Source organism: Burkholderia sp. Ax-1720, from assembly GCF_011753035.1.
Taxonomy (GTDB): domain Bacteria; phylum Pseudomonadota; class Gammaproteobacteria; order Burkholderiales; family Burkholderiaceae; genus Burkholderia; species Burkholderia gladioli.
In genome coordinates this window covers 124,507-149,725 of sequence record NZ_VWWK01000001.1, presented here as the reverse complement: position 1 = coordinate 149,725, position 25,219 = coordinate 124,507, and the positions used below count along the sequence as shown (strand labels likewise).

Annotated in this window: 23 protein-coding genes; 14 read left to right on the top strand and 9 right to left on the bottom strand. The window is 67.5% G+C overall.

Annotated features, from left to right (window positions below):
- Window positions 1–83 precede the first annotated feature (83 nt).
- Entirely contained in the window at window positions 84–884 is an 801-nt protein-coding gene (locus tag F3J18_RS00635; RefSeq protein WP_166910694.1) for an SDR family oxidoreductase, read from the top strand.
- A gap of 315 nt (window positions 885–1,199) precedes the next feature.
- The gene (locus tag F3J18_RS00630) at window positions 1,200–1,793 is read left to right on the top strand and encodes a TetR/AcrR family transcriptional regulator (RefSeq protein WP_025097461.1); all 594 of its coding nucleotides are present in this window, start codon (window positions 1,200–1,202) and stop codon (window positions 1,791–1,793) included.
- 93 nt (window positions 1,794–1,886) lie between these two features.
- On the opposite strand, the gene F3J18_RS00625 is transcribed toward F3J18_RS00630, so the two are convergent.
- Window positions 1,887–3,008, bottom strand: coding sequence for an iron-containing redox enzyme family protein (locus F3J18_RS00625; RefSeq protein WP_166910693.1), 1,122 nt, complete (start codon window positions 3,006–3,008; stop codon window positions 1,887–1,889).
- A gap of 214 nt (window positions 3,009–3,222) precedes the next feature.
- On the opposite strand from F3J18_RS00625, the gene F3J18_RS00620 reads away from it, so the two are divergent.
- The 4 genes from F3J18_RS00620 to F3J18_RS00605 all read left to right on the top strand — a co-directional run bounded on the left by F3J18_RS00620 (window position 3,223) and on the right by F3J18_RS00605 (window position 6,163).
- Window positions 3,223–3,696 carry a hypothetical protein gene (locus F3J18_RS00620; RefSeq protein ID WP_166910692.1) on the top strand — a complete coding sequence of 158 codons (474 nt, stop codon included), beginning with the start codon at window positions 3,223–3,225 and terminating at the stop codon, window positions 3,694–3,696.
- Between the two features lie 321 nt (window positions 3,697–4,017).
- On the top strand, window positions 4,018–4,200 hold the full coding sequence (locus F3J18_RS00615) for a hypothetical protein (protein ID WP_025097459.1): 183 nt from the start codon (window positions 4,018–4,020) through the stop codon (window positions 4,198–4,200).
- Window positions 4,201–4,213: 13 nt separating this feature from the next.
- The gene (gene dbpA / locus F3J18_RS00610) at window positions 4,214–5,611 is read left to right on the top strand and encodes an ATP-dependent RNA helicase DbpA (RefSeq protein WP_025097458.1); all 1,398 of its coding nucleotides are present in this window, start codon (window positions 4,214–4,216) and stop codon (window positions 5,609–5,611) included.
- Between the two features lie 222 nt (window positions 5,612–5,833).
- Window positions 5,834–6,163, top strand: coding sequence for a hypothetical protein (locus F3J18_RS00605; protein ID WP_166910691.1), 330 nt, complete (start codon window positions 5,834–5,836; stop codon window positions 6,161–6,163).
- Window positions 6,164–6,272: 109 nt separating this feature from the next.
- Here the strand turns inward: F3J18_RS00605 and F3J18_RS00600 are convergent, their stop codons facing one another.
- The 3 genes from F3J18_RS00600 to F3J18_RS00590 form a co-directional block, all read right to left on the bottom strand.
- On the bottom strand, window positions 6,273–6,965 hold the full coding sequence (locus tag F3J18_RS00600; RefSeq protein WP_166910690.1) for an SDR family NAD(P)-dependent oxidoreductase: 693 nt from the start codon (window positions 6,963–6,965) through the stop codon (window positions 6,273–6,275).
- A gap of 314 nt (window positions 6,966–7,279) precedes the next feature.
- Window positions 7,280–8,485 carry a porin gene (locus F3J18_RS00595; RefSeq protein WP_025097456.1) on the bottom strand — a complete coding sequence of 402 codons (1,206 nt, stop codon included), beginning with the start codon at window positions 8,483–8,485 and terminating at the stop codon, window positions 7,280–7,282.
- 575 nt (window positions 8,486–9,060) lie between these two features.
- Window positions 9,061–9,969, bottom strand: coding sequence for a LysR family transcriptional regulator (locus F3J18_RS00590; protein ID WP_025097455.1), 909 nt, complete (start codon window positions 9,967–9,969; stop codon window positions 9,061–9,063).
- Between the two features lie 215 nt (window positions 9,970–10,184).
- On the opposite strand from F3J18_RS00590, the gene F3J18_RS00585 reads away from it, so the two are divergent.
- Both F3J18_RS00585 and F3J18_RS00580 read left to right on the top strand, forming a co-directional pair.
- Window positions 10,185–12,557: a DNA polymerase II gene (locus F3J18_RS00585; protein ID WP_025097454.1), complete on the top strand. Its 2,373-nt coding sequence runs from the start codon at window positions 10,185–10,187 to the stop codon at window positions 12,555–12,557.
- Window positions 12,558–12,761: 204 nt separating this feature from the next.
- Window positions 12,762–13,457 carry a gamma-glutamylcyclotransferase gene (locus F3J18_RS00580; protein WP_166910688.1) on the top strand — a complete coding sequence of 232 codons (696 nt, stop codon included), beginning with the start codon at window positions 12,762–12,764 and terminating at the stop codon, window positions 13,455–13,457.
- A gap of 404 nt (window positions 13,458–13,861) precedes the next feature.
- Here the strand turns inward: F3J18_RS00580 and F3J18_RS00575 are convergent, their stop codons facing one another.
- Window positions 13,862–15,031 carry an aldose epimerase family protein gene (locus tag F3J18_RS00575; RefSeq protein ID WP_166910686.1) on the bottom strand — a complete coding sequence of 390 codons (1,170 nt, stop codon included), beginning with the start codon at window positions 15,029–15,031 and terminating at the stop codon, window positions 13,862–13,864.
- 306 nt (window positions 15,032–15,337) lie between these two features.
- Between F3J18_RS00575 and F3J18_RS00570 the strand changes: the two genes are divergently transcribed.
- The gene (locus F3J18_RS00570) at window positions 15,338–16,159 is read left to right on the top strand and encodes an isocitrate lyase/phosphoenolpyruvate mutase family protein (RefSeq protein WP_166910684.1); all 822 of its coding nucleotides are present in this window, start codon (window positions 15,338–15,340) and stop codon (window positions 16,157–16,159) included.
- A gap of 16 nt (window positions 16,160–16,175) precedes the next feature.
- Here F3J18_RS00570 and F3J18_RS00565 read toward each other — a convergent pair whose 3' ends face one another.
- Window positions 16,176–16,949: an IclR family transcriptional regulator C-terminal domain-containing protein gene (locus F3J18_RS00565; protein ID WP_025097450.1), complete on the bottom strand. Its 774-nt coding sequence runs from the start codon at window positions 16,947–16,949 to the stop codon at window positions 16,176–16,178.
- A 159-nt stretch (window positions 16,950–17,108) separates the two neighbouring features.
- Here F3J18_RS00565 and F3J18_RS00560 point away from each other — a divergent pair, with 159 nt between their 5' ends.
- Entirely contained in the window at window positions 17,109–17,918 is an 810-nt protein-coding gene (locus tag F3J18_RS00560) for a shikimate dehydrogenase (protein WP_166910682.1), read from the top strand.
- A 93-nt stretch (window positions 17,919–18,011) separates the two neighbouring features.
- Window positions 18,012–19,409: an MFS transporter gene (locus tag F3J18_RS00555; protein WP_166910680.1), complete on the top strand. Its 1,398-nt coding sequence runs from the start codon at window positions 18,012–18,014 to the stop codon at window positions 19,407–19,409.
- A 120-nt stretch (window positions 19,410–19,529) separates the two neighbouring features.
- Here the strand turns inward: F3J18_RS00555 and F3J18_RS00550 are convergent, their stop codons facing one another.
- Complete coding sequence (locus tag F3J18_RS00550; RefSeq protein WP_166910678.1) at window positions 19,530–20,519, bottom strand: SDR family NAD(P)-dependent oxidoreductase; 990 nt, start codon at window positions 20,517–20,519, stop codon at window positions 19,530–19,532.
- A gap of 85 nt (window positions 20,520–20,604) precedes the next feature.
- Between F3J18_RS00550 and F3J18_RS00545 the strand changes: the two genes are divergently transcribed.
- The gene (locus F3J18_RS00545) at window positions 20,605–21,576 is read left to right on the top strand and encodes an AraC family transcriptional regulator (protein ID WP_166910676.1); all 972 of its coding nucleotides are present in this window, start codon (window positions 20,605–20,607) and stop codon (window positions 21,574–21,576) included.
- Between the two features lie 98 nt (window positions 21,577–21,674).
- Here F3J18_RS00545 and F3J18_RS00540 read toward each other — a convergent pair whose 3' ends face one another.
- Complete coding sequence (locus F3J18_RS00540; RefSeq protein ID WP_166910674.1) at window positions 21,675–22,091, bottom strand: cupin domain-containing protein; 417 nt, start codon at window positions 22,089–22,091, stop codon at window positions 21,675–21,677.
- Window positions 22,092–22,181: 90 nt separating this feature from the next.
- The gene (locus tag F3J18_RS00535; protein WP_025097445.1) at window positions 22,182–23,603 is read right to left on the bottom strand and encodes a PLP-dependent aminotransferase family protein; all 1,422 of its coding nucleotides are present in this window, start codon (window positions 23,601–23,603) and stop codon (window positions 22,182–22,184) included.
- A gap of 249 nt (window positions 23,604–23,852) precedes the next feature.
- Here F3J18_RS00535 and F3J18_RS00530 point away from each other — a divergent pair, with 249 nt between their 5' ends.
- Window positions 23,853–24,488: a nitroreductase family protein gene (locus F3J18_RS00530; protein WP_166910673.1), complete on the top strand. Its 636-nt coding sequence runs from the start codon at window positions 23,853–23,855 to the stop codon at window positions 24,486–24,488.
- A gap of 65 nt (window positions 24,489–24,553) precedes the next feature.
- Window positions 24,554–25,219, top strand: coding sequence for an NAD(P)H-dependent oxidoreductase (locus tag F3J18_RS00525; protein WP_025097442.1), 666 nt, complete (start codon window positions 24,554–24,556; stop codon window positions 25,217–25,219).

Below are 25,219 nucleotides of genomic sequence, written 5' to 3'. Positions count from 1 at the left end.
ACAAAACGGAAGCTTGCCAGAATGCGTACACCGGTTCGACGACGAACCTCCCCCGAAACGCAGCAAGCTCCTGGAGAATGACCATGACCTCATCCCGCCCCGGCACCGCCCTCGTCACCGGCGCCTCGTCCGGCATCGGCGCCCTCTACGCGGAACGCCTCGCGCGCCGCGGCTACGACCTGGTGCTGGTGGCCCGCCAGCGCGACCGGCTCGACGCGCTGGCCAAGCGCCTGGGCAACGAGACGCAGGTCGGCGTCGAAGTGATGGCGGCCGATCTCAACGACCGCGCCGAACTCGCGCGGGTCGAGGCGCGGCTGCGCGAGGATGCCGGCCTGAGCCTGCTGGTCAACAACGCCGGCGTCGGCACCCACACGCCGCTGCTCGACAGCGACGTCGAGCGCATGACGAGCATGATCGAGCTGAACGTGACGGCGCTCACGCGCCTGACCTACGCTGCCGTGCCCGGCTTCGTGGCGCGCGGCGGCGGCGCCGTGATCAATATCGCCTCGATCGTCGGGATCGCGCCGGAAGTGCTGAACGGCGTGTATGGCGGCACCAAGGCCTTCGTGCTCGCCTTCAGCCAGTCGCTGCATCACGAGCTGGCCGCCAAGGGCGTGCGCGTGCAGGCCGTGCTGCCCGGCGCGACCGCCACCGATTTCTGGGCTACTGGCGGCTTGCCGATCGAGCATCTGGACCCGGGCATCGTGATGCCGGCCGCCGAGATGGTGGACGCGGCCCTGGTCGGCTTCGATCGCGGCGAGCTGGTGACGATTCCGCCGCTGCATGACGAGGGTGCCTGGCTGGCCTACGAAAGCGCGCGCCGCACGATGTCGGGCCAGTTGTCGACGAACTCGGCCGCGCCGCGTTACCGGAACGCTGCCTGAAAACAAACGGGGCGCGATCTGTCGAAGGATCGTGCCCCGTCGTCATGCCCGAACCGGCGGTCCAATCTCGCACCCTGGCGGTGCATCCGCGGCCGCCCGGCACGAAACATACGCTCGCAACGCGAAACAACACGCCGTAACGCGCGACGCGGCGTCGCGAACGCGCCACGGCAAGCGAAACCTGGCCGGTTCAAGGTAATCTATGCGTCACACCCGATTCCCCGTTCCGGCCCCGCCGAGCGGTGCGACGGCGGCATGCGGCTCCCGATTTCCGGGAGGGTCCGCCACTCCGGGTGGCCTAAGGAAGTCGGACGCATGAGCACCAAGAAGCAGAGCATCGTCGATACCGCTACCCGCCTGTTCGCCGAAAACGGCTATCACGCGGTGGGGATCGATCGCATCATCAAGGAATCGGGCGTCGCCAAAATGACCCTGTTCCGCCATTTCGCCACCAAGAACGACCTCATCTCCGAGGTGCTGTCGCAGCGGGCCCGCTCGGCCCTGCAGTCGATGGCCGACTCGATCGCCACGCGGCAGTCGTCCGAGGAGCAGTTGCACGAGCTGTTCGACTGGCACCACCGCTGGTTCACCTCGCACGACTTCTCGGGCTGCATGTTCGTGGGCGCGCTGTCGGAGTTCCACGAGGATTCGGGCGACATCGTGCGCATCTCGGTCTCGCAGAAACAGGGCCTGCGCAGCTTCGTGCAGGGGCTGCTGCAGGACCTGGTGCCGTCGGCGCTGGTCGAGCCGCTGGCGCGGCAGATCGTGATGATCCTCGATGGCGCGATCATCGCCGCCACCAGCGGCGATCGCGATCACGCCGCCGGCGAAGCCTGGGAAGCGGCCGAGCGGCTGATCGCCGCCTACCGGCTGACGCCCCAGCACCGGGAAACCGCCACGCTCAACTGAGCAAGGTCGCGCCGCCGCGCGCCGGGCCAGGCCGACGCGCGGGCGCGGTTCTCTCAGGCTCCATTTATTCTGCTTGCCGCCCACAGGCCTGCCTCAGGCGAGCGCGGCGGGTTCGAGCGCGGCCAGCCTGGCATGCAGCGCGTCGTAATAGGCCTCGCAGCTCGCCAGGCGCAGCGCGGCGCCAAAGACGATGTCGTCGCCGACCGCCGGCGTCTGCTCGACCACCGGCACGATCACGTCCGCCAGCCAGCCTTCCGCGTGGACGATGTCGATCGTCACATGTTCCTCGTAATACCCCAGCTCCCCGGCGCCGCCGAAACCGACGCGCCGGCAGCCGCGCACCAGCTTTTCGTAGTGGGACGGATCGAGCAGCTCGGTCATCGCCATCACGCCGAGCAGCTTGAAGTAATGGGCGCGGTTCAGGCTGGTCAGCATGAACAGGTTGTAGCCGGCATGGCCCTCCACCTGGAGCTGGCTGGCATGGTTGTCCTCGGCCTGGCCGACGCCGACCACGTCGAGCAACTGGCGGAACAGGCTGACATGGCTCAGCGTGGGGTTGCCGCGGCCCGATTCGTCCCACAGGTTCTGCACCAGCTCCTTGCGCACCTCGACACGCGAACCGATCAGCGAATACAGCAGCAGGTCGAAGAAGCGGATGTTCAGCGCGCTGTCGCTGCGGAAGAAGGCGACGATCTGCTCGCGGCTCGCTTCGGTCTCGAGGAAATCGAACAGCGGATGCGCGGCCGCGCGATGGCCGGACCACAGGGCCTTCAGGGCGCTGACCACCTCGGCGCTCGCGGTGGGCGCCGTGCCCAGGCCGAGCCGCTCGCGCTCGCTGCGCAGCCAGGCCCGCTCGATCAGGGCCCGCGCCTGCGTCAGCAGCGGATTGAACTGGTGACGCGCGCGCGGATCGGTGCCGTCGGCCACGTGCAGGTCGTAGAGCTGGAACAGCGCCTGGTGCGCCTCGGCGAGCGCCTCGGGGTCGCGCGCGCCGAAGGCTCGCGACAGCGTGGCGCGCACCGCGGCGAGAAAGCGCTCGCCGCTCTCGGGGGTGGCGTCGGGCCAGTCGTCGAACGCATCCGAGTCGCACAGCAGCGCCACGGCGGCGGGCAGGCTCAGCATCGACGCTTCGTCCAGCACCGCGTCAATCCGCGTTGAGTCGGCCGTCTCGCGCTCGAACGCGCGGAACGGGAGGTCCTGAGCCGTCGCTGCCATTTCGTGTCGCATGCTGTCCTGATGATTCGTTGTGCCTTATGTCCCTCGACGCCTGTCGTCGAAAAAGTAAACATACGCGCGAGCATTCTACATAAACGAAATGACAGTGAGTGATACACACGGGTTTATCCCGTGAGATTAAGAAATCCGCTTGCGATCGAGCCCGCTTTCCAGTACGCCAGGGCCGCCGGACAACGATACCGCCGGTATCATCATGAGATTCGAATCAATCGCGGCACTGCCGCTCGCGATGGAAAAACGATACCGTCGGTATCATTTTTTATTCAATGACGCTCAATGGCGCGATTGCCGGGATTCAGGAAAATCGGAATACCTCGCGGCATTGGACGATGGAAAAAAGAAAAGCCGCAATTGCGGCTTTGATGAAAAGCGCGAGCGCGTGTCCACGATCGCTTTGCCTTTGCTCGGTGGTATGCGCGCCGCAGCGCGCCGGCCGGGCCACCTGCCGAGCCGGGATCCGCCGCGTTCGTCGTCCGTCGCGGCGAGAATCCGGCTCTTGCCCCAGCGCCGTTTCTTTCTCTCAGGTTCTCTCGTTGTTCTGCCAGCCCCCTGGCGCCATGCGCCTGGAGTTCGGGTCCTGCATCCTGCTCGCTTTCGATTGCCTGCCGAAAGATTCGATATGCCGACGGCGGGAATCGATTCCATATCAGTTGAAGCCACCGATTAAGCAAGACAGGTCGGTATCGGCGCAGAGAATACCTTGAGAATGTTCGCCATACAAGAGGGTGGCCGGTATCACCCCGGGCCGGCAAAAACGGCTTGACCAGCGCGAGGCTTTCGGAATCGAAAGCCTCGCGGCCGCGCATCCGTTAAAATCGCGGCACGCGCGATCCGCCGATCGCCCTCAATCTCACCCGCGCATCGACGCCCCGTCCTCGCCACGGCCGCCCGCATCCGCGCCGTCGCCCGGATGCCGCAGGCCGCCGTCGCGCGGCGCCCGGCCGGCCCCGCTGGTCCGGAGCGCCATCGCATCCCGTTGGAGAAGACCTTGTTCACTTGCAGAAACCAGAGCTGCGGCACGCCGTGGGAGCTCGCCGACGTCGTCATCAAGGACGAAGGACAGGGCGACCTGTTCCGCTGCCCGCTGTGCGGCGCGCGCAATTACCTCTATCGCTACGAGGACGAGAACGGCAATCCCGTCTACGAGCAGATCGAAGGCCGTCCCTTCTGAACCCGGAGCCACGATGACCCAAGCCACGCCCAACCGGCCGTTCAGCGAGCTCGCGCTCTCGCCGGCGATGCTCGCCAATCTCGAGCAGCTCGGCTACACCGAGATGACGCCGATCCAGGCCGCCAGCCTGCCGCTGGCGCTGGCCGGCCAGGACCTGATCGCGCAGGCCAAGACCGGCAGCGGCAAGACCGCCGCCTTCTCGCTGGCGCTGCTCTCGCGCCTGGACACGCGCCGCTTCGACGTGCAGGCGATGATCCTGTGCCCGACGCGCGAGCTGGCCGACCAGGTCGCGCAGGAAATCCGCCGCCTCGCGCGCGCCGAGGAGAACATCAAGGTGCTGACGCTGTGCGGCGGTACGCCGATGCGTCCTCAGGCCGCCAGCCTGGAGCACGGCGCGCATATCGTGGTCGGCACGCCGGGCCGCATCATGGACCACCTCGAACGCGGCACGCTCGCGCTCGGCGCGCTGAACACGCTGGTGCTCGACGAAGCGGATCGCATGCTCGACATGGGCTTCTTCGACGATATCGCGACCGTCGCGCGGCAATGCCCGACCGAGCGGCTCACCCTGCTGTTCTCGGCCACCTATCCCGAAGGCATCACCAAGCTGAGCCGGCAGTTTCTTCGCAATCCGAAGGAGATCAAGCTGGCCGAGCAGCACGACGCGCGCAAGATCCGCCAGCGCTTCTACGAGGTGACCGAGGACGAGCGCCTGCACGCGGTGGGCCAGTTGCTGAATCATTACCGGCCGGCCAGCACCATCGCGTTCTGCAATACCAAGCAGCAGTGCCGCGACCTGCTCGACGTGCTGAGCGCGCAGGGCTTTCATGCGCTCGCGCTGCATGGCGAGCTGGAACAGCGAGAGCGCGACCAGGTGCTGATCCAGTTCGCGAACCGCAGCTGCTCGGTGCTGGTCGCCACCGACGTGGCCGCGCGCGGGCTCGACATCGCCCAGCTCGAGGCGGTGATCAACGTGGACGTGACGCCCGACCCCGAGGTGCACGTGCACCGGATCGGCCGCACCGGCCGCGCCGACCAGGAAGGCTGGGCGCTGAGCCTGGCCAGCATGAACGAGATGGGGCGCGTGGGCGGCATCGAGCAGGCCCAGGGGCGCGAGGTGGAATGGCAGCCGCTGGCCTCGCTCACGCCTGCCAGCAACGAGCCGCTGCTGCCGCCGATGGAGACGCTGCAGATCCTCGGCGGGCGCAAGGAGAAGATCCGGCCCGGCGACGTGCTCGGCGCGCTGACCGGCGATGCGGGCTTCCAAGGCTCGCAGATCGGCAAGATCAACGTGACCGAGTTCTCGACCTACGTGGCGGTGGAGCGCAGCGTGGCGCACGAGGCGCTGCGCAAGCTCAATGGCGGCAAGATCAAGGGGAAGAAGGTCAAGGTGCGGTTGATGGACGAGTGAGGCAGTAATGGGGTGCCGCGGTGGAAGCTGCGGCATCTGGCTATTAGCGACGAAGGTCAAGCCCGTGGCAGGAGCGATGAGATAGACGCGTCGCATTGCCTCCTATCTCACCGATTCATCACGTAATCAACCAGGCCTTGATAAATATCCAGATAAGTTAAGACTGCGAACGACATACTCCGATCTCGCCGGCGCGAAGCAAATCCTGTTTTGGGAAATCAAGTGAAACGACTTACGGTGTCACTGGGTGGTTTGCTGTTCGGGCTGCTCGTCACATGGGCTTTCTTCTACGCATTCAGCCGTCTCCACTGGCATGGCGAATCCAGGCACGTCGCGACCGGCTGCAGCGAATTGGGAAAGTGCCCTATTCCGTGGTGGAGCGTGCCGCTGGTGATTGGCTACCTCTGCGGCCCGGCAATCGCGTTTTGCCTGCTCAACGCGGTCGCCTGGCGACGTTGGTCAGCCCGGAAATGGGTTGGTGGAGGAGCGGTCATTCTCGCCTTCACGGCAGCTTTGTACGTCACCGACAGCTTAATGAAGCAATCCACCTGAATCGTGCATCCGCTCGAGTTCGCTGCGCGGCGAGCAAGGAACGACAAAGTAATCCAGCGCTCGCCCCGAGCCTCGCCGCAACGATCGGAGCGTTCACTCCACACTCACCTCACCAAGGCAGCGTCTCTCCAAACCGATCGACGAAACGCAAGCCCGCCTTGCCGCGATTGCGCTCGACCATCTCCACCACCTTCGGGATGCTCTCCTCGATCGACAGGCTCGCCTCCTCCCCGCCCATCTCCGTGCGCACCCAGCCCGGCGCCACCAGCAGCACCGCGCGCCGATTGCCGGGACGATGCGCGAGATGGCACTTGACCAGCATGTTCAGCGCCGCCTTGCTCGCGCTGTAGAGATCCCAGCCGCCCGGATTGTTGGCGATGCTGGCGAGTTCGGAGGACATGATCGCGATCGTGCCGTCGGGCTCGACGCCATCCTCCAACCCCTCGATCAGCCGCACCGGGCTGAACGCATTGACACGCATCATCTCCAGGAAATCGGCCTCGGGCGCATTGCCCGGCGTCAGCCCGATCGAGCGCGCGATCCCCGCATTGACGAACAGGATGTCGAGCCGGCGCGTGCCCAGCCGTTCGCGCAGCAGGCGCGCGCTGTCGGCATCGGCGATATCGATGCCGGTCTCGATCGCGAGCGTATCGGGATGACGCGCGCGCAGCGCGTCGAGCGCCGGCGACGGGCCGCGCACGGTCGCGATCACGCGCGCGCCGCTCCGGCAGTATTCCTCGGCCAGCGCGAGCCCGAGCCCGCGCGATGCGCCGACGATCAGGACGGTGGATGCCTTGCTCATGTGATGTCCTCCCAGGCGGAACGACGGTTGCGGGCGCAACCGTCCCGGCATGGCCGGAATCACGATTGTGCGACGGCACGCGCGGGCCGGCCATGCCGCGCAAGTCATCGCCGTCATGACGGATCGTCAGGCAAGGCGCCGCGCCTCACGCACGACACACGCAGGAAGCAAAAACCAGGCACCAAGAAAAATGCCGTCGCCACGCACGAGGCGCGACGACGGCCGAAGGACGGCCCGCTTGGACGGGCCATCGAGGATGTGAAGCTCGGAGAACTGCGCGGGGCGGCAGCTCACGCCGCCCCGTGATACATCGCTCAGAAGCGCGTGATGATGCCCGCGCCGACGGCGACCTGGCTGCGCGACGAGGACGGCGCGCTGTTCTGGCCGTCGCCGATGTCGGCGGTCGCGTTGATGATGCTGCCGCCCAGGGCCAGCGTCTGGCCGCCTGCGCGCTGATACGCTTCCAGCAGGTAGAGGCCGGTGCGCTTGGACAGGTTGTAGTACTGCGACAGGTTGAACTGGTGGTAGTACGCTGCGTGCTGCACGCCGTTGGCGAGCGTGGCGCGCGTGTAGCTATAACCCGCCGCGAGGTCGAGTGCCGGGGTCGGCTTGAAGTGCAGCACCGCGCCGGCCGTGTTGAAGATCGCCGTGTTCGCGAACTTCGAGCCCGAGCCCGGGATGTATTGCACGTTCGAGTACGAAGCCGTCACGTCCCACTGCGAGTTGAAGGTCCAGCCACCGGTCACGGCCAGGCGCTGCTGCGCGGCAGCCAGCTGGTAGCCGTTGTTGATGCCCGAGACGCTCGGCTCGGCGCCGCCGTTCGATGCCGTCGAGTTCGCACCCCAGGCGCCGCCGTTCACCGTCGAGTTGTTCAGGCGCATGAAGCCGACCGCGATGCCTGCGGGGCCGACCGCGTAACGCGCGCCCACGCTCCAGGTCGAGCCGTTGTTGACGCTGCCCGGCGTGCCGCCGAACGCGTACGAACCGCCGAACGTGAAGCCGTAGTACGTCGGCGACATGTAGACCAGCGAATTGTTGACGCGGTAGGTCGTATCCAGGGAGTCGATATCACCCGGGTGCGCGCCGTATGCGCCCGTCAGCCAGGTGGTCGGGCTGTACGGCGAGAGCAGCGTGTAGTACGCGGTGTACTGGCGGCCGGCCGTGAACGCGCCCAGGCGTGCGTCCTGCAGACCGACATAAGCCTGGCGGTTGAACATCAGGCCCGAGACCGATTGCGCGCCGGTGGCGCTGTTGAAGCCTTCTTCCAACTGGAAGATCGCCTTCAGGCCGCCGCCCAGGTCCTCGGAACCCTTCAGGCCGAAACGGCTGCCGGCCCAGATGCCGTTGACCATCTTGACGACCGACTTGCCGCCTGCCGTCGCGCCCAGCGCGGCCTGGCTGCTCTGCCAGCCGATGCCCGTGTCGACGATACCGTACAGCGTCACGCTGCTTTGCGCGTGCGCGACGCCCGCGGTCAGGCCGGTGAGCGTAGCTGCCGCCACCATGATGCGTTTGTTCATTGCGTCCCCTCTGTTTCCAAAGCCTGCACCCCGCAGGCAGATACGATCGCTTGTCAGTCGCGCCGCGAGTCGACGGCGACTGGTCTCCAAATGAAGAGCCTTGTCCGCGTACTTGTGGAGCCCCTCATCTAGTCAGACATCCTATAACGATCGCAATAAATTCAACAATGCAGAATTTCAAATTCCTAGGGAAATCTCTGTGTCATTTATGTTGAAACCTGCACTTGACAGTGTGGACTCATTTACCAACTCATTGATTATTATGAGTATTTTATTTCTTTCACTTTGACTTCAATAGCTTTCCGGAATATTCCGCGTAATGTTGCCGTGCTCGGACGACTCGCGCCATTTTTTGGGGTTAGGCAGACGAAAGGTGAGATGTATGACCAGTTAAGCACCAGCCCCGCCGGTCGGGGCCGGGCGGCGCGATCCTGCCCTCACGGACCAGACGATATCGGGCGCCGGCCGTGCATCATTTCGTTCTCGATTCGACAGCTTTCGATTATTACGAAAGGAATTTGCAATCCGCCGGAGAAAGGAACCGGTTCCTTCCCGAGCCGACGGAATCGCCGCGATCAGCGTTGGTCGGCCGTCTCGGCCATCAGCATCTCGAGGAAGGCGGCCGGCGCGGGATCGAGCCCTTCGGTGACGTCGCCCGCCGCGGCCGCCGCGTGCGTGACCACCAGTTCCCAGCACAGCTCGGCGCGTTCGAGCCGCACGCAGGCCAGCATCTCGGGGCGGCGCACCACGATGTCCTCGGGCAGCAGGGCGATGCCCAGGCCCTGGCAGACCAGGTCGAGCAGCGTGTCCAGGTCGCCGATCTCGAAGGCCACGCGCCGCTGCAGCCCGGCTTCGGCGAAGCCGCGATCGACCAGCCGGCGCGTGCCCTGCCCCGGCACGAAATCGACGAAGGCCTCGCGCGTCAGCCGCGCGAGCGGCACCGAGCCGGCCGAGGCGAGCGGGTGGTCGCGCCCGCAGGCCAGCACCATGTCGTCGCAGGCGATGATGTGCGATTCGAGCCGTTCGTTGCGCTCCTCGATCGGCAGGATCGCCAGGTCGAGCTCGCGCGCGCCCACCTTCTCGTTCAACTCCAGCGCGCCGCCCTGCACCAGCCGCACCTCCACGCCCGGATGCGCCTGGTAGAAGCGCGACAGCAGGCCCGGCAGCTCGAGGAACTGCGGCAGGCTCTGCACCGTGCCGATCGAGAGCTTGCCGCGCCGCACCGAGGTGATGTCGGCCACTTCCAGGCCGGCCCGATCGAGGATGTCGAGCGCGCGGCGCGCGCTGTCGAGGAACACCGCGCCGGCCGCCGACAGGCTCACGCGGCGCGTGGTGCGCACCAGCAGCTTGGCGCCCAGTTCCTCTTCCAGCAGACGAATCGAGGTCGACAGCGCCGACTGGACGATATGGCAGCGTTCGGCGGCGCGCGTGAAGTTCGCCTCCTCGGCGACGGCTACGAAATGGCGAAGTTGTCTCAGTTCCACGGCGTTCCTTGGTGTTCCGGCACGGGCCGCGCGGCGAGCGGCCCGTCATGCATCGATCGACGTGAATTATGGCAAACATTCGGGCCGGCGATCGGCCCTGCCGCCGGCCGGGACGTCGAGGCCAGACCGTTAGTTGCCCTGCACGCCAGGCTAAGCGCCCCCAGCGCGCAGGCGCTACAATCCCGCGCCTGAGCACTCCAAGACGAGCCCCGGTTTTGACTGACTTCGAGCAGGGTTTCATCCTGACCCGTCACTGGCGGGACACGGCCGCCGGCGTCGAGATCGAATTCTGGCTCGCCACCGGCCAGGGTCCGCGCCGGGTGCGCCTGCGTCCGCAGGAATCGGTCGCGTTCCTGCCCGTCGAGCAACGCGAGGCGGCCGAGCGCCTGCTGGCCGGCGAGAGCGGCGTGGAATTGCGCCCGCTCGCGCTGCACGACTTCCGCCGGCGCCCGGTGCTGGGCCTCTACTGCAAGCGCCACCGGCATCTCGGCGCCCTGCAGAAACGGCTCGCGCGCGAAGGCGTCGATCTCTACGAAGCCGACATCACGCCGCCCGATCGTTACGCGATGGAGCGCTTCATCACCGCGCCGGTCCGCTTTCGCGGCACGCCGGCGGGCGAGGCGCTGCTGGTCGACGCCGAGCTGAAGAGCGAGAGCGACTACCGCCCGGCGCTGCGCTGCGTCTCGCTCGACATCGAGACCAGCGCGCGCGGCGAACTCTATTCGATCGCGCTGGAAGGCTGCGGGCAGCGCGACGTGTTCATGCTCGGCCCGGCCAACGGCGACGCGGCCGGACTGGCGCTGAACCTGGTCTATTGCGAAACGCGCCCCGCGCTGCTCGAACGGCTCAACGCCTGGTTCGCCGAACACGATCCCGATGCGATCATCGGCTGGAACCTGATCCAGTTCGACCTGCGCGTGCTGCACGCGCACTCGCAGGAATTCGGCGTGCCGCTGCGCCTGGGCCGCGACGGCAGCGTGCTCGACTGGCGCGCCCACGGCCAGCAGCCCGACCACTTCTTCGCGGGCGCGGCCGGGCGGCTGATCATCGACGGCATCGACGCGCTGAAGTCGGCCACCTGGACCTTCCCCTCGTTCAGCCTCGAATACGTCTCGCGCACGCTGCTCGGCGAGGGCAAGGCGGTCGACAACCCCTATGCACGCATGGACGAGATCCAGCGCCGCTTCGACGAGGACAAGCCCGCGCTCGCGCACTACAACCTCAAGGACTGCGAACTCGTCACGCGCATCTTCGCCAAGGCCGACCTGCTGTCCTTCATGCTGGAGCGCGCCACCGTCACGGGGCTCGCGGCCGATCGCACCGGCGGCTCGGTGGCGGCCTTCACGCACCTGTACCTGCCGCGCATGCACCGGCTCGGCTACGTGGCACCGAACCTCGGCGACGTGACCGGCCAGAACAGCCCCGGCGGCTTCGTGATGGATTCGCGGCCCGGCCTCTACGATTCGGTGCTGGTGCTCGACTACAAGAGCCTCTATCCCTCGATCATCCGCACCTTCCTGATCGACCCGGTCGGGCTGGTGGAAGGCCTGGCCCAGCCCGACGACGCGCATTCGGTGCCCGGCTTCCTGGGCGCGCGCTTCTCGCGCAGCCGGCACTGCCTGCCCGACATCGTGCGGCGCGTCTCGGAAGGCCGCGACCTGGCCAAGCGCCAGCGCAACGCGCCGCTCTCGCAGGCGCTCAAGATCATCATGAACGCCTTCTACGGCGTGCTCGGCTCCTGGGGCTGCCGCTTCTTCGACCCGCGCCTGGCCTCCTCGATCACCATGCGCGGCCACGAGATCATGCATCGCACGCGCGAGCTGATCGAGGCGCAAGGCTACGAGGTGATCTACGGCGACACCGATTCCACCTTCGTGTGGCTGCGCGAGGCGCACCAGGACGGCGAGGCCGAGCGCAAGGGCCGCGCGATCGTCGCGCACGTGAACGACTGGTGGCGCACGCACCTGCGCGAGCGCTTCGGACTCGAGAGCGCGCTGGAGCTGCAATACGAGCGCCACTACCTGCGCTTCCTGATGCCCACCGTGCGCGGCGCCGAGGAAGGCAGCAAGAAGCGCTACGCGGGCCTCGCGCTCGGCGCCGACGGCGGCGAGGACGTGGTGTTCAAGGGCCTGGAGACGGTGCGCACCGACTGGACGCCGCTCGCGCAGCAGTTCCAGCGCGAGCTCTACACGCTGGTGTTCCGCCGCGAGCCCTACCAGGACTTCATCCGCGAAACAGTGCGCCGCGTGCTGGCCGGCGAGCTCGATGCCGAGCTGGTCTATCGCAAGCGCGTGCGCCGGCCGCTGGCCGAGTATCAGCGCAACGTGCCGCCCCACGTGCGCGCCGCGCGCACCGCCGACGAGTACAACCGCGAGCTGGGCCGGCCGCTGCAGTACCAGCGCGGCGGCTGGATCAGCTACGTGATGACCACCGCCGGCCCGGAGCCGCTGGAGACCATGCGCTCGCCGATCGACTACGCGTTCTACCTGAGCCGGCAACTGCAGCCCGTCGCCGACGGGATCCTGCCGTTCCTGAAGGACGACTTCGAAACGGTGATCTCGGGGCAGGGGCAGCTCTTTTCGTTCTGAGGACGGCGGGCCGCGCCCGTCGATGTCCGTCGATAGCGACATTGCCGGATTGTCGCCACCGGCAGGCCAATCTGTTTCCCCCGCAACGGTTTATCCGCGCTGCCGCAATCGCGATACTGTCGAACATCCGCCGTGCCGCGACGGCGCGCGCCATCGACCGCGCCAACCGTCCCGCCCCGGCCTTCCCTCACGACAGGTCATGCCATGCTGACGAGACACGCGATCGAAACCGGCGCCTACCGCCAACAGTTCGAGGCGATACCGGGGCTCTGGACGCCCGAGCGCATCGACGCTTCATTGGATGCCACGCTGCGCGAGCGGCCGGCCGGCGCCGACGAAGTCTGGGTGTTCGGCTATGGATCGCTGATCTGGAATCCCGCCATCGAGTTCGCCGCGCATCGCGTGGCCCGGCTGGAAGGCTGGCATCGCAGCTTCTGCCTGCGGATGCTGGCCGGCCGCGCCGGTTGCGAGCGCCCGGGGCGCATGCTCGCGCTGGAGCCCGGCGGAGAAACCACCGGCATCGCGCTGCGCCTGCATGCCGAGCGCCTGGTCGACGAGCTGCGGCTGGTGTGGATCCGCGAGATGGTGCTCGGTTCGTATCGGCCGACCTGGGCCAGAGTCCGGCTCGACGACGGCAGCGACGCGCATGCGATCGCCTTCGTCGCCGACCCGAGCCGCGAGCAATACGAGCGCGACGCCTCGGTGGCCACGGCCGCGCCGCTGATCGCGCAGGCAGCCGGGCCGATCGGCAGCAATGCCGATTACCTGTTCCGCCTGCAGGCGGCGCTACGCGAGCACGGCATCGGCGATGCCTATGTCGATGCGCTGGCCGAGGCGGTGGCGCGCGCGCAGCGCGGCGCCGGGCAGCGCGACGCGATGAGCGTGCCGGGCGGGCGTTGATATCCGACCGTCATGCCATCGCGCCGATACGAAGCCGCGGATCGATACACGAAATTCCGCGTCTCAATGCTCTGCACCGCTAATCGATTCGCCATCGTTTTTATCCGGGTAATACATCACGAGAAAATCGCAATCGCGTGGAGCATTGATGAGCTTGCGCACGCAACCGTTGAATCGGCCGCGCAATAAGCTCCGGGTGATATCGCAAGGAAACGCGCCAGGAACCGACGCTGCGAAAAAGAGTCGGGACGCCGCCACGACGTGGCTGGCATCCCTGGCCCCCTGGGTGACATCGGGAGGAGATGATGAGGGTTAGCCACACATTACCGGCTCGCGCCTGGCCTGAACAGCAGCCCGTCACGAAATCTCAATTCGGCTGCGGCGAACAACGCGCCACCACCACCCTATCGCTTCCGCCCCGCCACCGAGAAACGCAGCACGGTTTCCTCGTGCAGCGTCTGCCCCGGCTTCAGCTCCGTGGTCGGGAACGCCGGATGATTCGGCGAATCGGGGAAATGCTCGGCCTCGAGCGCGAACGCATCGGTCTGCCGGTAGGCATGGCCCGAGGCGCCCACCGCGCTGCCGTCCAGCGAATTCGCCGAGTAGAACTGCAGCCCCGGCTGCGTGGTATCCACGCTCAGCACGCGGCCGCTGCGCGGATCGCGCACGCTGGCGGCAAAGGCCGGCGTGCTCGGGCCGCCCGCGTCGAGCACCCAGTTGTGGTCGTAGCCGCGCGCATACACCATCTGCTCGAAATCGGAACGCAGGTACTTGCCGATCGGCGTGGGCTTGCGCAGGTCCAGCGGCGTGCCTTCCACCGAGGCCAGTTCGCCGGTGGGGATCGAGGTCCGATCGGTCGGCGTGTAGCGCGAGGCCGCGATGCGGATCTCCTGGTCCTCCACGCTGCCGCTGCCCTCGCCGGCCAGGTTGAAGTAGGTGTGGTTGGTCAGGTTGACCACCGTGTCCTTGTCGGTGCTCGCCTCGTAGACGATATGCAGCGCGTTGTCGTCGGTGAGCCGGTAGGTGACGTGAACCGTCAGCGTGCCGGGAAAGCCGTTCTCGCCGTCGGGGCTCACGTAGCTCAGCTCGACGCCCGCGCCATCCTTGCCGCCGTCGAGCGGCTTCGCGCTCCAGACCTTCGAATCGAAACTGTCGGGCCCGCCGTGCAGCGTGTTGGGCGCGTTGTTGATCGGCAGCTTGTAGGTCTGGCCGTCGAGCTGGAACTGGCCGCCGGCGATGCGGTTCGCGTAGCGGCCGATCAGGGCGCCGAAATGGATGTTGCCGTTATAGGCCTCGTAATCCTTCAGCGAGGCGAAGCCGAGCACGATATTGGCGGACTTGCCATGCCGGTCCGGCACCTCGATCGCGGTGATCACGCCGCCGTAGTTGATCAGCTTGACGGTGGTGCCGCGCGCGTTCTTCAGCGTGTACTCGGTGACGGGCTTGCCGTCCTTGGTGGTGCCGTAAGGCGCCTGGCTCAGCGTGGCGGCCGGCGCGAGCGAGGCGGCCAGCAGGCCTGCCGCGAACAGCGCGCAGGCTGCCAGGCGCGGCGGATGCAGGGGAGACGATCTCATCGGGGTACCTGTTCCTCTCGGATAGGGTGGGAAGGATCGTCGGCCGGCGCGGCATGCAACATGGCTTGCCGCGGGTGCTTCACAGGCCGACGCGATGGCGCTACGTTCTGCATGCGGCTCGGGAGTGTCGACGATTGTAATCGTATGAGGGTTGCAGCGACAATCGAGGCGCGTCGTGCCGGCCGCCTCCGCGAGCGCTGATCCGCGCGACGCGCCAGGACGCAATTCCGATGCCCGACCCGCCGCGCGCGCCGCCTTGCGTGCGCGGCCCACCACGCGGCCCCGCGCCGCAAAGGACAGCGAGCCATGCCCCGCACCATCGCCGAAAAACGCGCCGCGTTCCGCCAACTCCACGAAAACGGCTGTTTCCTGCTGCCCAATCCCTGGGACGCCGGCACCGCGCGCTACCTGGAGGCCGCCGGCTTCCAGGCGCTGGCCACCACCAGCTCCGGTTTCGCCTGGTCGCAAGCGCATGCCGACAACACGCTGTCGCGCGAGGCCGTGCTCGCCCACCTGCGCGCGATCGTGCAGGCCACCGACTTGCCGGTGAATGCCGACTTCGAGAACGGCTTCGGCGCCACGCCCGAGGAGGTCGCGCAAAGCGTCGGGCTGGCGGTGGAGACCGGCGTGGCGGGCCTGTCGATCGAGGATTCGACGGGCGACGCGAGCGGCTCGCTGTTTCCGATCGAGGTGGCGGTGGAGCGCGTGGCCGCCGCGCGGCGCGCGATCGATGCCAGGGGCGGAGATACGCTGCTGGTGGCGCGCGCCGAGAACTTCTTCGCCGGCCCGCCCGACCTGGACGACGCGATCGCGCGGCTGCGCGCCTATTCGGCGGCCGGCGCCGATTGCCTCTACGCGCCCGGCATTCGCACGCGCGGGCAGATCGAGGCGGTGGTGATGGCGGTGGCGCCCAAACCCGTCAACGTGCTGGTCGGCACGCCGCTCGAATTCACGCTGGCCGACCTGGCCGCGCTCGGCGTGCGGCGCGTGAGCGTCGGCGGGGCGCTGGCGCGCGCGGCCTGGGGCGGCTTCATGGCCGCCACGCAGGCGCTGGTGGAGGGACGCTTCGATGGTTTCGCGGGGATTCCGGCGGGCGGGAAGCTCAATGAGGTGTTCGAGCGGAAGTAAGCCCGGCCCCCCCGCTTCAGGTATCCATGATCGGCCGCAGCAGCGCCTGCCCTTCATAGAGAAATCGCAGGTAACGCTCGCGGATCTCCGCGAGCGACAGCGAGGACACCTGCGTGGTGATGGTCAGGCTCGCGCGCATCTGTCCATGGCGGTCCGTCAGCGGCACGCCGAGGATGCGCATGCCGACCTCGTATTCCTGGTCCAGCTCCGCGTAACCCTGCTCGCGGATCGCCGCGATCACGGCCTTGATCTCGGCGATACCGGTGCGCGTGTAGGGCGTCAACGCCTGCCGCTCGACGCGCGCCAGGTAGGCATCCACCTCCTCGTCGCTCAGCGAGGCCAGCCACAGCCGGCCGCTGCCGGTGCAGTACATCGGCAGCCGCCAACCCTGCCGCATCGACAGCGAGGACACGTTCATCACGCGGCTGCGCACGATATGCACCACCTCGTCGCCGTCGCGCACGGCCACCGATACATGCTCGCGCGTCTCCGCCGCCACCTTCTCGACGATCGGCCGCATCATGCGCGGCAGCCGCGCCGATTCCACATAGGCCTGGCCGATCCGCAGGTTCTTGGCGGTCAGCCAGTAGTAGCGGCCATCGGTTTCCGCGTAGCCGTCATGCACCAGGGTCAGCAGGAAGCGCCGCGCCGCGCTGGTGCTCAGGCCGGCGCGGGCGGCCGCCTCGGGCACCGTCAGCCGCGGTGTCTGGTCGTTGAACAGCAGGATCAGGGCGAGCCCTTTCTGCAATCCCGCGATCAGGTCGCGTTCATGGATGAGGGGTTGTTTCATCAGAGGATTATTCCGGCCAGGCATGAAGTCGCTACGACAATGCGATTATCGCAATGCCGATTCGCTTATCGCAATATTTTCGATTCTTCGCCGTTGCTGCCGCCAGGGCGCCGGTCGCACCATAAGCGCCATGTTCCTCATGGATTCCGGTGCGCCTCAATGATTCGCGGTACGACCGAACTGGTGGCCATCGTCGGCTCCCCCATCGCCCAGGTGAAATCGCCGCAGAACTTCAACCGCTGGTTCGAGCGGCACGGCAAGGATGCCTCGATGATCCCGATCGACCTCGACGGCGGCTCGCTCGATCACTTCATCGACGCGATGCGCGCCTGGCGCAACCTGCGCGGCTGCGTGGTCACGGTGCCCTACAAGCAGCAGGTGGCGCCGCGCCTGGACGCGCTGAGCCTGCGCGCCGAGGCGCTGGCCTGTGTCAACGTGATCCGTCGCGAGGCGGACGGCAGGCTGGTGGGCGACAACGTCGACGGCGACGGCTTCCTCAACGCCGCGCGCGGCCACGGCTTCGAGCCGGCCGGCGCGCGGGCGCTGGTGATCGGCGCGGGCGGGGTGGGCAGCGCGATCGCCTGGGCGCTCTGCGAGCAGGGCGCGGCATCGGTGACGGTGGTCGACATCGACGCGCCGCGCGCGCGCCGCCTGCGCGAGCTGCTGGCCCGGCATCATCCCGGCACCGAGATCGAGCCGCACTTCGATACGCTGGCGCCGTTCGAGCTGGTGGCGAACGCCTCGCCGGCCGGCATGGAAGGTTACGCGCCGCTGCCGCTGGAAGCGATCACGCTCGCCACGCTGCGCCCCGCCACGCTGGTGGCCGACGTGGTCACCGCGCCCGAGGTCACGCCCTTTCTCGAACTGGCGCGCCGCGCCGGCTGCCCGATCCAGACCGGCGCCGAGATGGCGCTGGCGCAGTTCGGCAACCTGGGCGCGTTCATGAACGTCACGCCGCTGGAGGTCTGAGCGGCACAGGCTGCGAACCCGGCCGCCCAAGGCGAGCCGGGACGCTTTCATCCACCAGGATGACATTCCAATATTAATCAGGAGACCGGATCGATGAACGACCGACACATCACATCCACACCCAGCGCCGGGCAGACCCGGCGCGCCACGGCGAGCGGCTGGATCGGCTCGGCGCTGGAATACTACGACTTCTTCATCTACGCGCAGGCCGCGGCGATGGTGTTCCCGCAACTGTTCTTCCCGCACGGCAACCCCAAGCTGGCGATCGTCGCCTCGCTGGCCACCTACGGCGTGGGCTACGTGGCGCGTCCGATCGGCGGCTTCCTGCTGGGCAGGCGCGGCGACACGCACGGCCGCAAGCACCTGCTGCTGCTCTGCATGTTCTTGATGGGCGCCTCGACCTTCGCGGTGGGCCTGCTGCCCACCTACGGGCAGATCGGCATCGCCGCGCCGATCCTGCTGGTGCTGCTGCGCCTGGTGCAGGGTTTCGCGGTGGCCGGCGAAATCTCGGGCGCGAGCTCGATGATCCTGGAGCAGGCGCCGTTCGGCAAACGCGGTTATTACGCGAGCTTCGCGCTGCAGGGCACCCAGGCGGGCCAGATCTTCGCGGCCGCGATCTTCATGCCGCTGGCTTATTGGATGTCGCACGACACCTTCGTCGCCTGGGGCTGGCGCATTCCCTTCCTGCTCAGCGCGCTGGTGCTGGCGGCCGGTTTCGTGATCCGCCGCAACGTGTCGGAGTCGCCCGCCTTCGTCAACGAGGACAACCAAGGCGGCATCCCGGCCTCGCCGATCGCGGTGGCGTTCCGCGAAAGCTGGCGCGACATGATCCGCATCGCGGTGATGGCCACCGCGGCCGTGATCGCGATGGTCGCTACCATCTTCGGCGCGGCCTACGCGGTGCAGCCCGCCTACGGCATCGGCTTCGCGCCCGACATCTATCTCGCGATCCCGTTGATCGGCAACATCGTCGCCGTGATCGTGATTCCCTATGTCGGCAGGCTGTCGGACCGGATCGGCCGGCGCATTCCGGTGGTGGTCGGCTCGCTCGGCGCGGGGCTGCTGTCCTATGTCTATCTCTACGCGATCAGCGCGCACAACGCGCCGCTGGCGATCGTCACCTCGGTGCTGATGTGGGGCGTGATCTACCAGGGCTTCAATGCCGTGTTCCCGAGCTTCATGCCGGAGCTGTTCCCGACCCGCACGCGCGTCTCGGCGATGTCGATCGGCCAGAACATCGGCATGGCGCTGACCGCGCTGCTGCCCTCGCTGTTCGCCGCGATCGCGCCGCCGGGCACGCAGAACATCCCCATGCTGATCGGCACCACCACGCTGGTGATCACGGCGCTGGCCGCGCTGGCAGCCTGGACCGCGCGCGAGACCTATCGCACGCCGCTCAACGAGCTGGGCGGCAAGCCGGCCATGGCGACCGCGCGAAGCCGCGCCGGCGCGGGCGATTCGGCCGCGGCCGCCGGCGCGCGATCGAGCTGAGCGCGCTTCAAAGGCAAGCCGCGCCGCCGGGTTGCGGCGACGCGGCTTGCCATAGCCCGGGTGGCTCGGCCTCGACGATCATCGACATGCCGCCCCGGCTCCTCACCTCCCTTCCCTGTTTCAGCGCGCCAGCAACTGCTCGCTGAGCGTCCACAGCGCCCCGGCCTGCACCGGGTCGACCGCGTAAGGCGAGACGCCCCGGATCCGCATCGCGTCGGCCATCTCGATCTCGCGCGGTGACTCGTCGCGCAGCGGCGCGACATCGACGTTCTCGCAATAGAGCCCGCCCAGGCCGTCGAGCTTCGGGCTGGTCGCGCACCAGACCTGGGTGGCCGCGCCCTGCCCGACCGTCTTCAACTGTCGCGACGGATCGCGGATCGGCTGCCCCTGTGCATCGAGCACGCCGGCCTCGATCAGTTGCTCGCGCGTGACGTGCTTGCCCAGCCCCGTCTCGACGATGCTGCCCGGATGCAGCGAGAAGGCGCGCACGCCATGCTCGCGCTCGCGCCGGTCGAGCTCGACCGCGAACAGGATATTGGCCGTCTTCGACTGTCCATAGGCCGAGAACGGGTGATAGTCGCGCCGCTCGAAGTTCGGATCGTCGAGCGAGACATCGGCGTAGCGATGGCCGAGCGAGGACACCGAAACCACGCGCGCGCCGCCCGCCGCGCGCAGCAGCGGCAACAGCGCGGTGGTCAGCTGGAAATGACCGAGATGGTTGGTGGCGAACTGGATCTCGTAGCCGCGCGCGTCGCGCCGCAACTCGGGCACGGCCATGATGCCGGCGCTGTTGACGAGGATCCGCAGCGCGGGCGTGTCGGCCGCCACCGAGGCGGCGAAGGCCGCGATCGAAGCGGGATCGAGCAGGTCCATCGCGCGCACCTGCGCGTCGATGCCGGCCAGCGCCGAGCGCGCGCGTTCGACGTCGCGCGCCGGCACGATCACCCGGGCGCCGGCCTCGCGCAGCACGCGCACGGTCTCGAGGCCGAGCCCCGAATAACCGCCGGTCACCACCGCGGTGGCGCCCGACAGGTCGATGCCGGCGATCACCTCGTCGGCCGTGGAAGCGGCTCCGAATCCGGAGCCGATGGGCTGTTGCTGGTTCGACATGGCAAAACCTCATGAAGGACAGGTGGGCCCAGTGTAGGCGGCAAATCCTGTACGATGAATAGCCGAAAGTTCAGGAAACCATCGCATGCGTTCAGGAATCACCGAGGATCTGCTGTCGGACATGCTGCGCCTGGTCAGCGCGAACCCGGTGGTGGCGGGCGGTTTCTCGGCCGGCGGCCGCTGGGCGATCCGCTTCCCGAAACCGGACAAGATCAAGTTCTTCGCGCTGGTGAAGGGCGGCTGCTGGCTGCTGATCGACGGCTGGGCCGAGCCGCTGCGCGTCGAATCCGGCGACATCTTCCTGCTCTCGGGCCAACATGGCTTCGTGCTCGCGAGCGAGCCCGCCGCGCCGCCGGTGGACGCGCTGCAACTGTTCCCCGGCAGCGCCGCGACGCGCTCGGCCACCATCGGCGACGGGCTCGACTGCCGGCAGATCGGCGGCCACGTGCGGCTCGATCCCGTCAACGGCTCGCTGCTGCTGGAGGTGCTGCCGCCGCTGATCCACATCGACGGCCGCTCCGAGCAGGCGGCCGTGCTGCAGTGGCTGCTGGCGCGCCTGGTGCGCGAGCTGGAGGCCGGCGCGCCGGGCAGCAGCCTGGCCTGCACCCATCTCTCGCAGATGATGTTCATCGAGATCCTGCGCGCCCACCTGGCGCGCGACACCGAGCTCTCGCCCGGCTGGCTGCGCGCGATCGGCGACGCGCGGCTGGCGCCGGCGCTGCGGCTGATGCACGGCGAGCCGGCGCGGGCCTGGCGCCTCGAGGAGCTGGCCGCGGCCGCCGCCATGTCGCGCACCGCGTTCGCGGTTCACTTTCGCGAGGTGGCCGGCATCCCGCCGCTGGCCTGGCTCACGCAATGGCGCATGCGCCTGGCCAAGCGCGCGCTGGCCGACGAGCAGGCGAGCGTGGCGGTGCTCGCCGAGCGGCTCGGTTATGCCTCGGAAAGTGCCTTCAGCAGCGCGTTCAAGCGCGTGACCGGCGTGGCGCCCAGCGCCTACCGGCGCGAAGCCGGCAAGCAGGGCGAAGATGTGAGATCGGAATCGGTCGAACTCGCGTAGCGCGATGCGAGGTCGCGCAAACGAAAGGAAGAATCAGCGTGCCGCGAAAGCGGATCGACGCTGTCGGCTGCGCCCGCAGCCAGGAAGCGCCCGGCCGATCACTTGACCACGGTGGTCAACGGCTTGTCGTCGGTATCCACCACGATCACCGCCAGCAGCCGGGCCGGCTTCGCCGCGCTGGCATTGCGACTGACGCGGTGAATCGAACCGGGATCCTCGGCAAAGCTTTCCCCGGCCTGATAGACCCGCTTCGGGCCGTCGTCCACCTGTGATTCGATCTCACCCGACACGACATAGGCATAGATGAAGGCCGACTTCGCATGCGCGTACGCCGGCGATGCCCCGCCGGGCGCATAGTCGATGGTCACGGCGATCAGGGACTTGCCGGGCATGTTCGGGATGACGCGATCGAAGTTCGGCTTGATGGTTTCGCCGCCTCCTTGCGCCGTGGCCGGCAGCGCCACGGCGACGGCAAGCGCGGCCAAGGCCACGCCGATGATGGATCGATTCTTCACGAGCCTGTCCCTCCCTTAGGTCTGCAAAGCGTAGTTTTCCACCGAACCGAAGAAAAGGACCAAGAACGCACAGCTTCGGTGTACCAAGATTCACCGACAGCCCTGGCAGTATCGATCGATGACGTCGAACAAGCGACGGCACGATTGCGCGACGTGCTGCTCGGGCGCGGTCGCGACCCCGAGCAACAGCCCGGGCAAGGCCCAGGATGGATTCCCGAACCACACGGACAGCGGCGACGGCGCCATGCCCAAAGTCTTCGCTTCCCTGACGATCTGCGTATCGGGCGCGCCTTCGGGCAGCCTGAGCAGCACGGCCAGGCCGGCGTTGACCCACTCGGCACGGCGCAGCCGCAATTGCTCGCACAGCGCATCGCGTTGCGCCGAATACAGGCGCTTGAGGCGACGCACGCGCCGCACGTAATGGCCATCGTGCATGAACTGCGCCATGGCGAGCTGGATCACCGGCGACGGCGCGGGGGCGAGCGTCGCGGCCACCTCCGAGAAGGCATTGGCCAGCTCGAGCGGCGCCACCACGAAGCCGAGCCGCAGCGCCGGGCTGACGGTCTTGCTGAAGGAGCCGATATGGATCACCCGCTTGCCCTCGTCCAGCGAAGCCAGCGCGGGTGCCGACCTGCCCTCCAGCTGCAGTTCGCCGAGGTAGTCGTCCTCGACGATCCAGGCCTGCCGCGAGACCGCCCAATCGAGCAGTTGAAGGCGACGCCGCAAGGACAGGGTCGAGCCCAGCGGGGCCTGCTGGCCCGGCGTCACCACCGCCAGGGCCGCATCCGCGGCGTGCTCCACGCCATAAGCCACGTTGATGCCTTCCGAATCCACCGGCACCGGCACGACGTTCATGCGAGCCAATTCCAGGCCTTTCCGGGTGACCATGAAGCCGGGCTCCTCCATCCAGACCTGCCTGCCGTCCAGGCCCAGCACCCTCAATGCCAGGCCCAGGCCCGATATGTATCCCGAGGTGACGAACACCTGCTCGGGATAGCAGTGGACGTTTCTCGCGATGGAGAGGTGGCCCGCGATCTCCACGCGCAGCTCGTACTCCCCTTTCGGATCGGGATAGAGCAGCGAGGACAGGCCGCCCGTCTTCAGCAGGTTGGAGGAACGCGCGCGCGAGAACAGTTTTTCCGGCAGGCCTTCGAAGGCGGGAATGCCGAGCTGGAAGATCGCCGGGCCCGCGTTCATCTCCTCATAGGCCCGCATGAAGCTGCCGAGCCGAGGCGCTTCGGGACGCGCCACCGCGGCACGAGGCCGGGGCGCCACGCGGGTGCCGCCGGCGCGGAATGTTTCGATCATCTGAGCATCGGACAGCCGTTCATAGGCGGCCTGGACGGTGCCCCTGGCCACGCCGAGCTGCGCGGCGAGATCCTGCCACGAGGGCAGCCGGGTGCCGGGCGCGAGCCGACCCGACTCGATGGCCTCGCTGATGCTGGTTCGAATCTGCTCCGACAGCGACAGCTTCGCTGTGCGATCGAGGCGAATCCGCAGGTCTGAATTCATATCTTGGTACACACGAAAGAGAGGAGTCTTGGTACTTCAGTTCGTACCATCGGCGGTACAGAATTCGGGCGTCCATCCGGAATAGAAGTCTGACCTCGACCCTGGCGACATCGTGCAACGGAAGTTTGAACAAACGATTCGGAATCTTCCAGAAAAATCGTTCGTCCCGGTCGAGATCGGGCATCCGCCACCTCGGTCGGGCAGGCACGCGCTCCGCCCACGACTCGCCCTTCATTCACAGGAATCGCCATGCCCAACGGAACCACCGGGACCAATCCCGTCATCGACTGCATCCTGAGCCGCAGCGCGGCCAAGTATTACGACCCTTCGGCCAGCCTCAGCGACGAGCAGATCTACGAGCTGGTGCGAATCGGCACCAGCGCGCCCACCTCGTTCCATCTGCAGAATTGGCGCTTCATTGCGGTTCGTTCTCCTGAAGCCAAGGCGCGACTGAGCCCGATCGCCTGGAACCAGCCCGCGGTCAGCGATGCGGCCGTCACCTTCATCGTCTGCGGCCAGTTGGTCGATACCAGCGTGATCCCGGCCCGGCTGGCGCCGCTGGTGGAAGCCGGCATCATGCCGGCGAAGATGGTGCCGGAATGGGAAAACCCGGCGCGCGATCTCTACATGGCGTATCCGCAGCGACGGCGCGACGAGGCCGTGCGCACCGCCACCTTCGGCGCGGCGGCGATGATCTACGCGGCGCGCTCGCTCGGCCTCGGTTCGACGCCGATGATCGGCTTCGATGCCGATGCGGTGCATCGCGAGTTCGGGCTGACCGAGGACGAGGTGCCCGTGCTGCTGCTGGCGATCGGCACGGAGCGTTCCGGCAACTGGGCGCAGAAGCCGCGCCTGCCCGTGTCCGACGTGCTCGATTTCGTTTGACGCCCCACGCCACCGACGCGTCGCGAAGCCCTGGCCGGCTTCGCGGAGCCGCCCAACACACTCGCATGCAGATCCTTCATATCGATTGCAGCCCGCGGCCGGAGTCGCACAGCCGGCTGCTGTCGGCGGCGATCGTCGACAAGCTGCTCACGATGGCGCCCGACGCGGACATCCGTCGTCGCGACCTCGGCTACGCGCCGCTGCCCCATGCCCGGCCCGACTACGCCACCGTCCTCGCCACGCCCGCCTCGCTGCAGGCGGCGGGACGATCCAGCGACGCGCTGCAACTGTCGGAGCAGCTCATCGGCGAAGTCGAGGATGCGGATGTCATCGTCATCGGCACTCCGATGAACAACCTCACCATCCCGTCCGTGCTGAAGGCGTGGCTCGACCAGATCCTGCGCGTCGACCGCACGATGCAATCGACGCCGGACGGCAAGGTCGGGATGCTGCGGGACCGCCCTGTATTCGTGGCGATCGCGTCGGGCGGCGTGTTCGCCGGCGATCGCGCCAGGCAGCCGGATTTCCTCACGCCCTACCTGTCCGCAGCACTGGCATGCATCGGCATCCATACCGTGCTCTACCTGCCCTTGCAGGCCACCGCCTTTCTCGACGAGGCCGGCGCCGCGCAAGCGCGACGCTGGCTCGTCGAGACCATCGAGCCGGCCATGCTCAGGCTCGCGCAAGGCGCCCATCCACGCATCGTCAAACCCGCCACTCACGGAGATTGA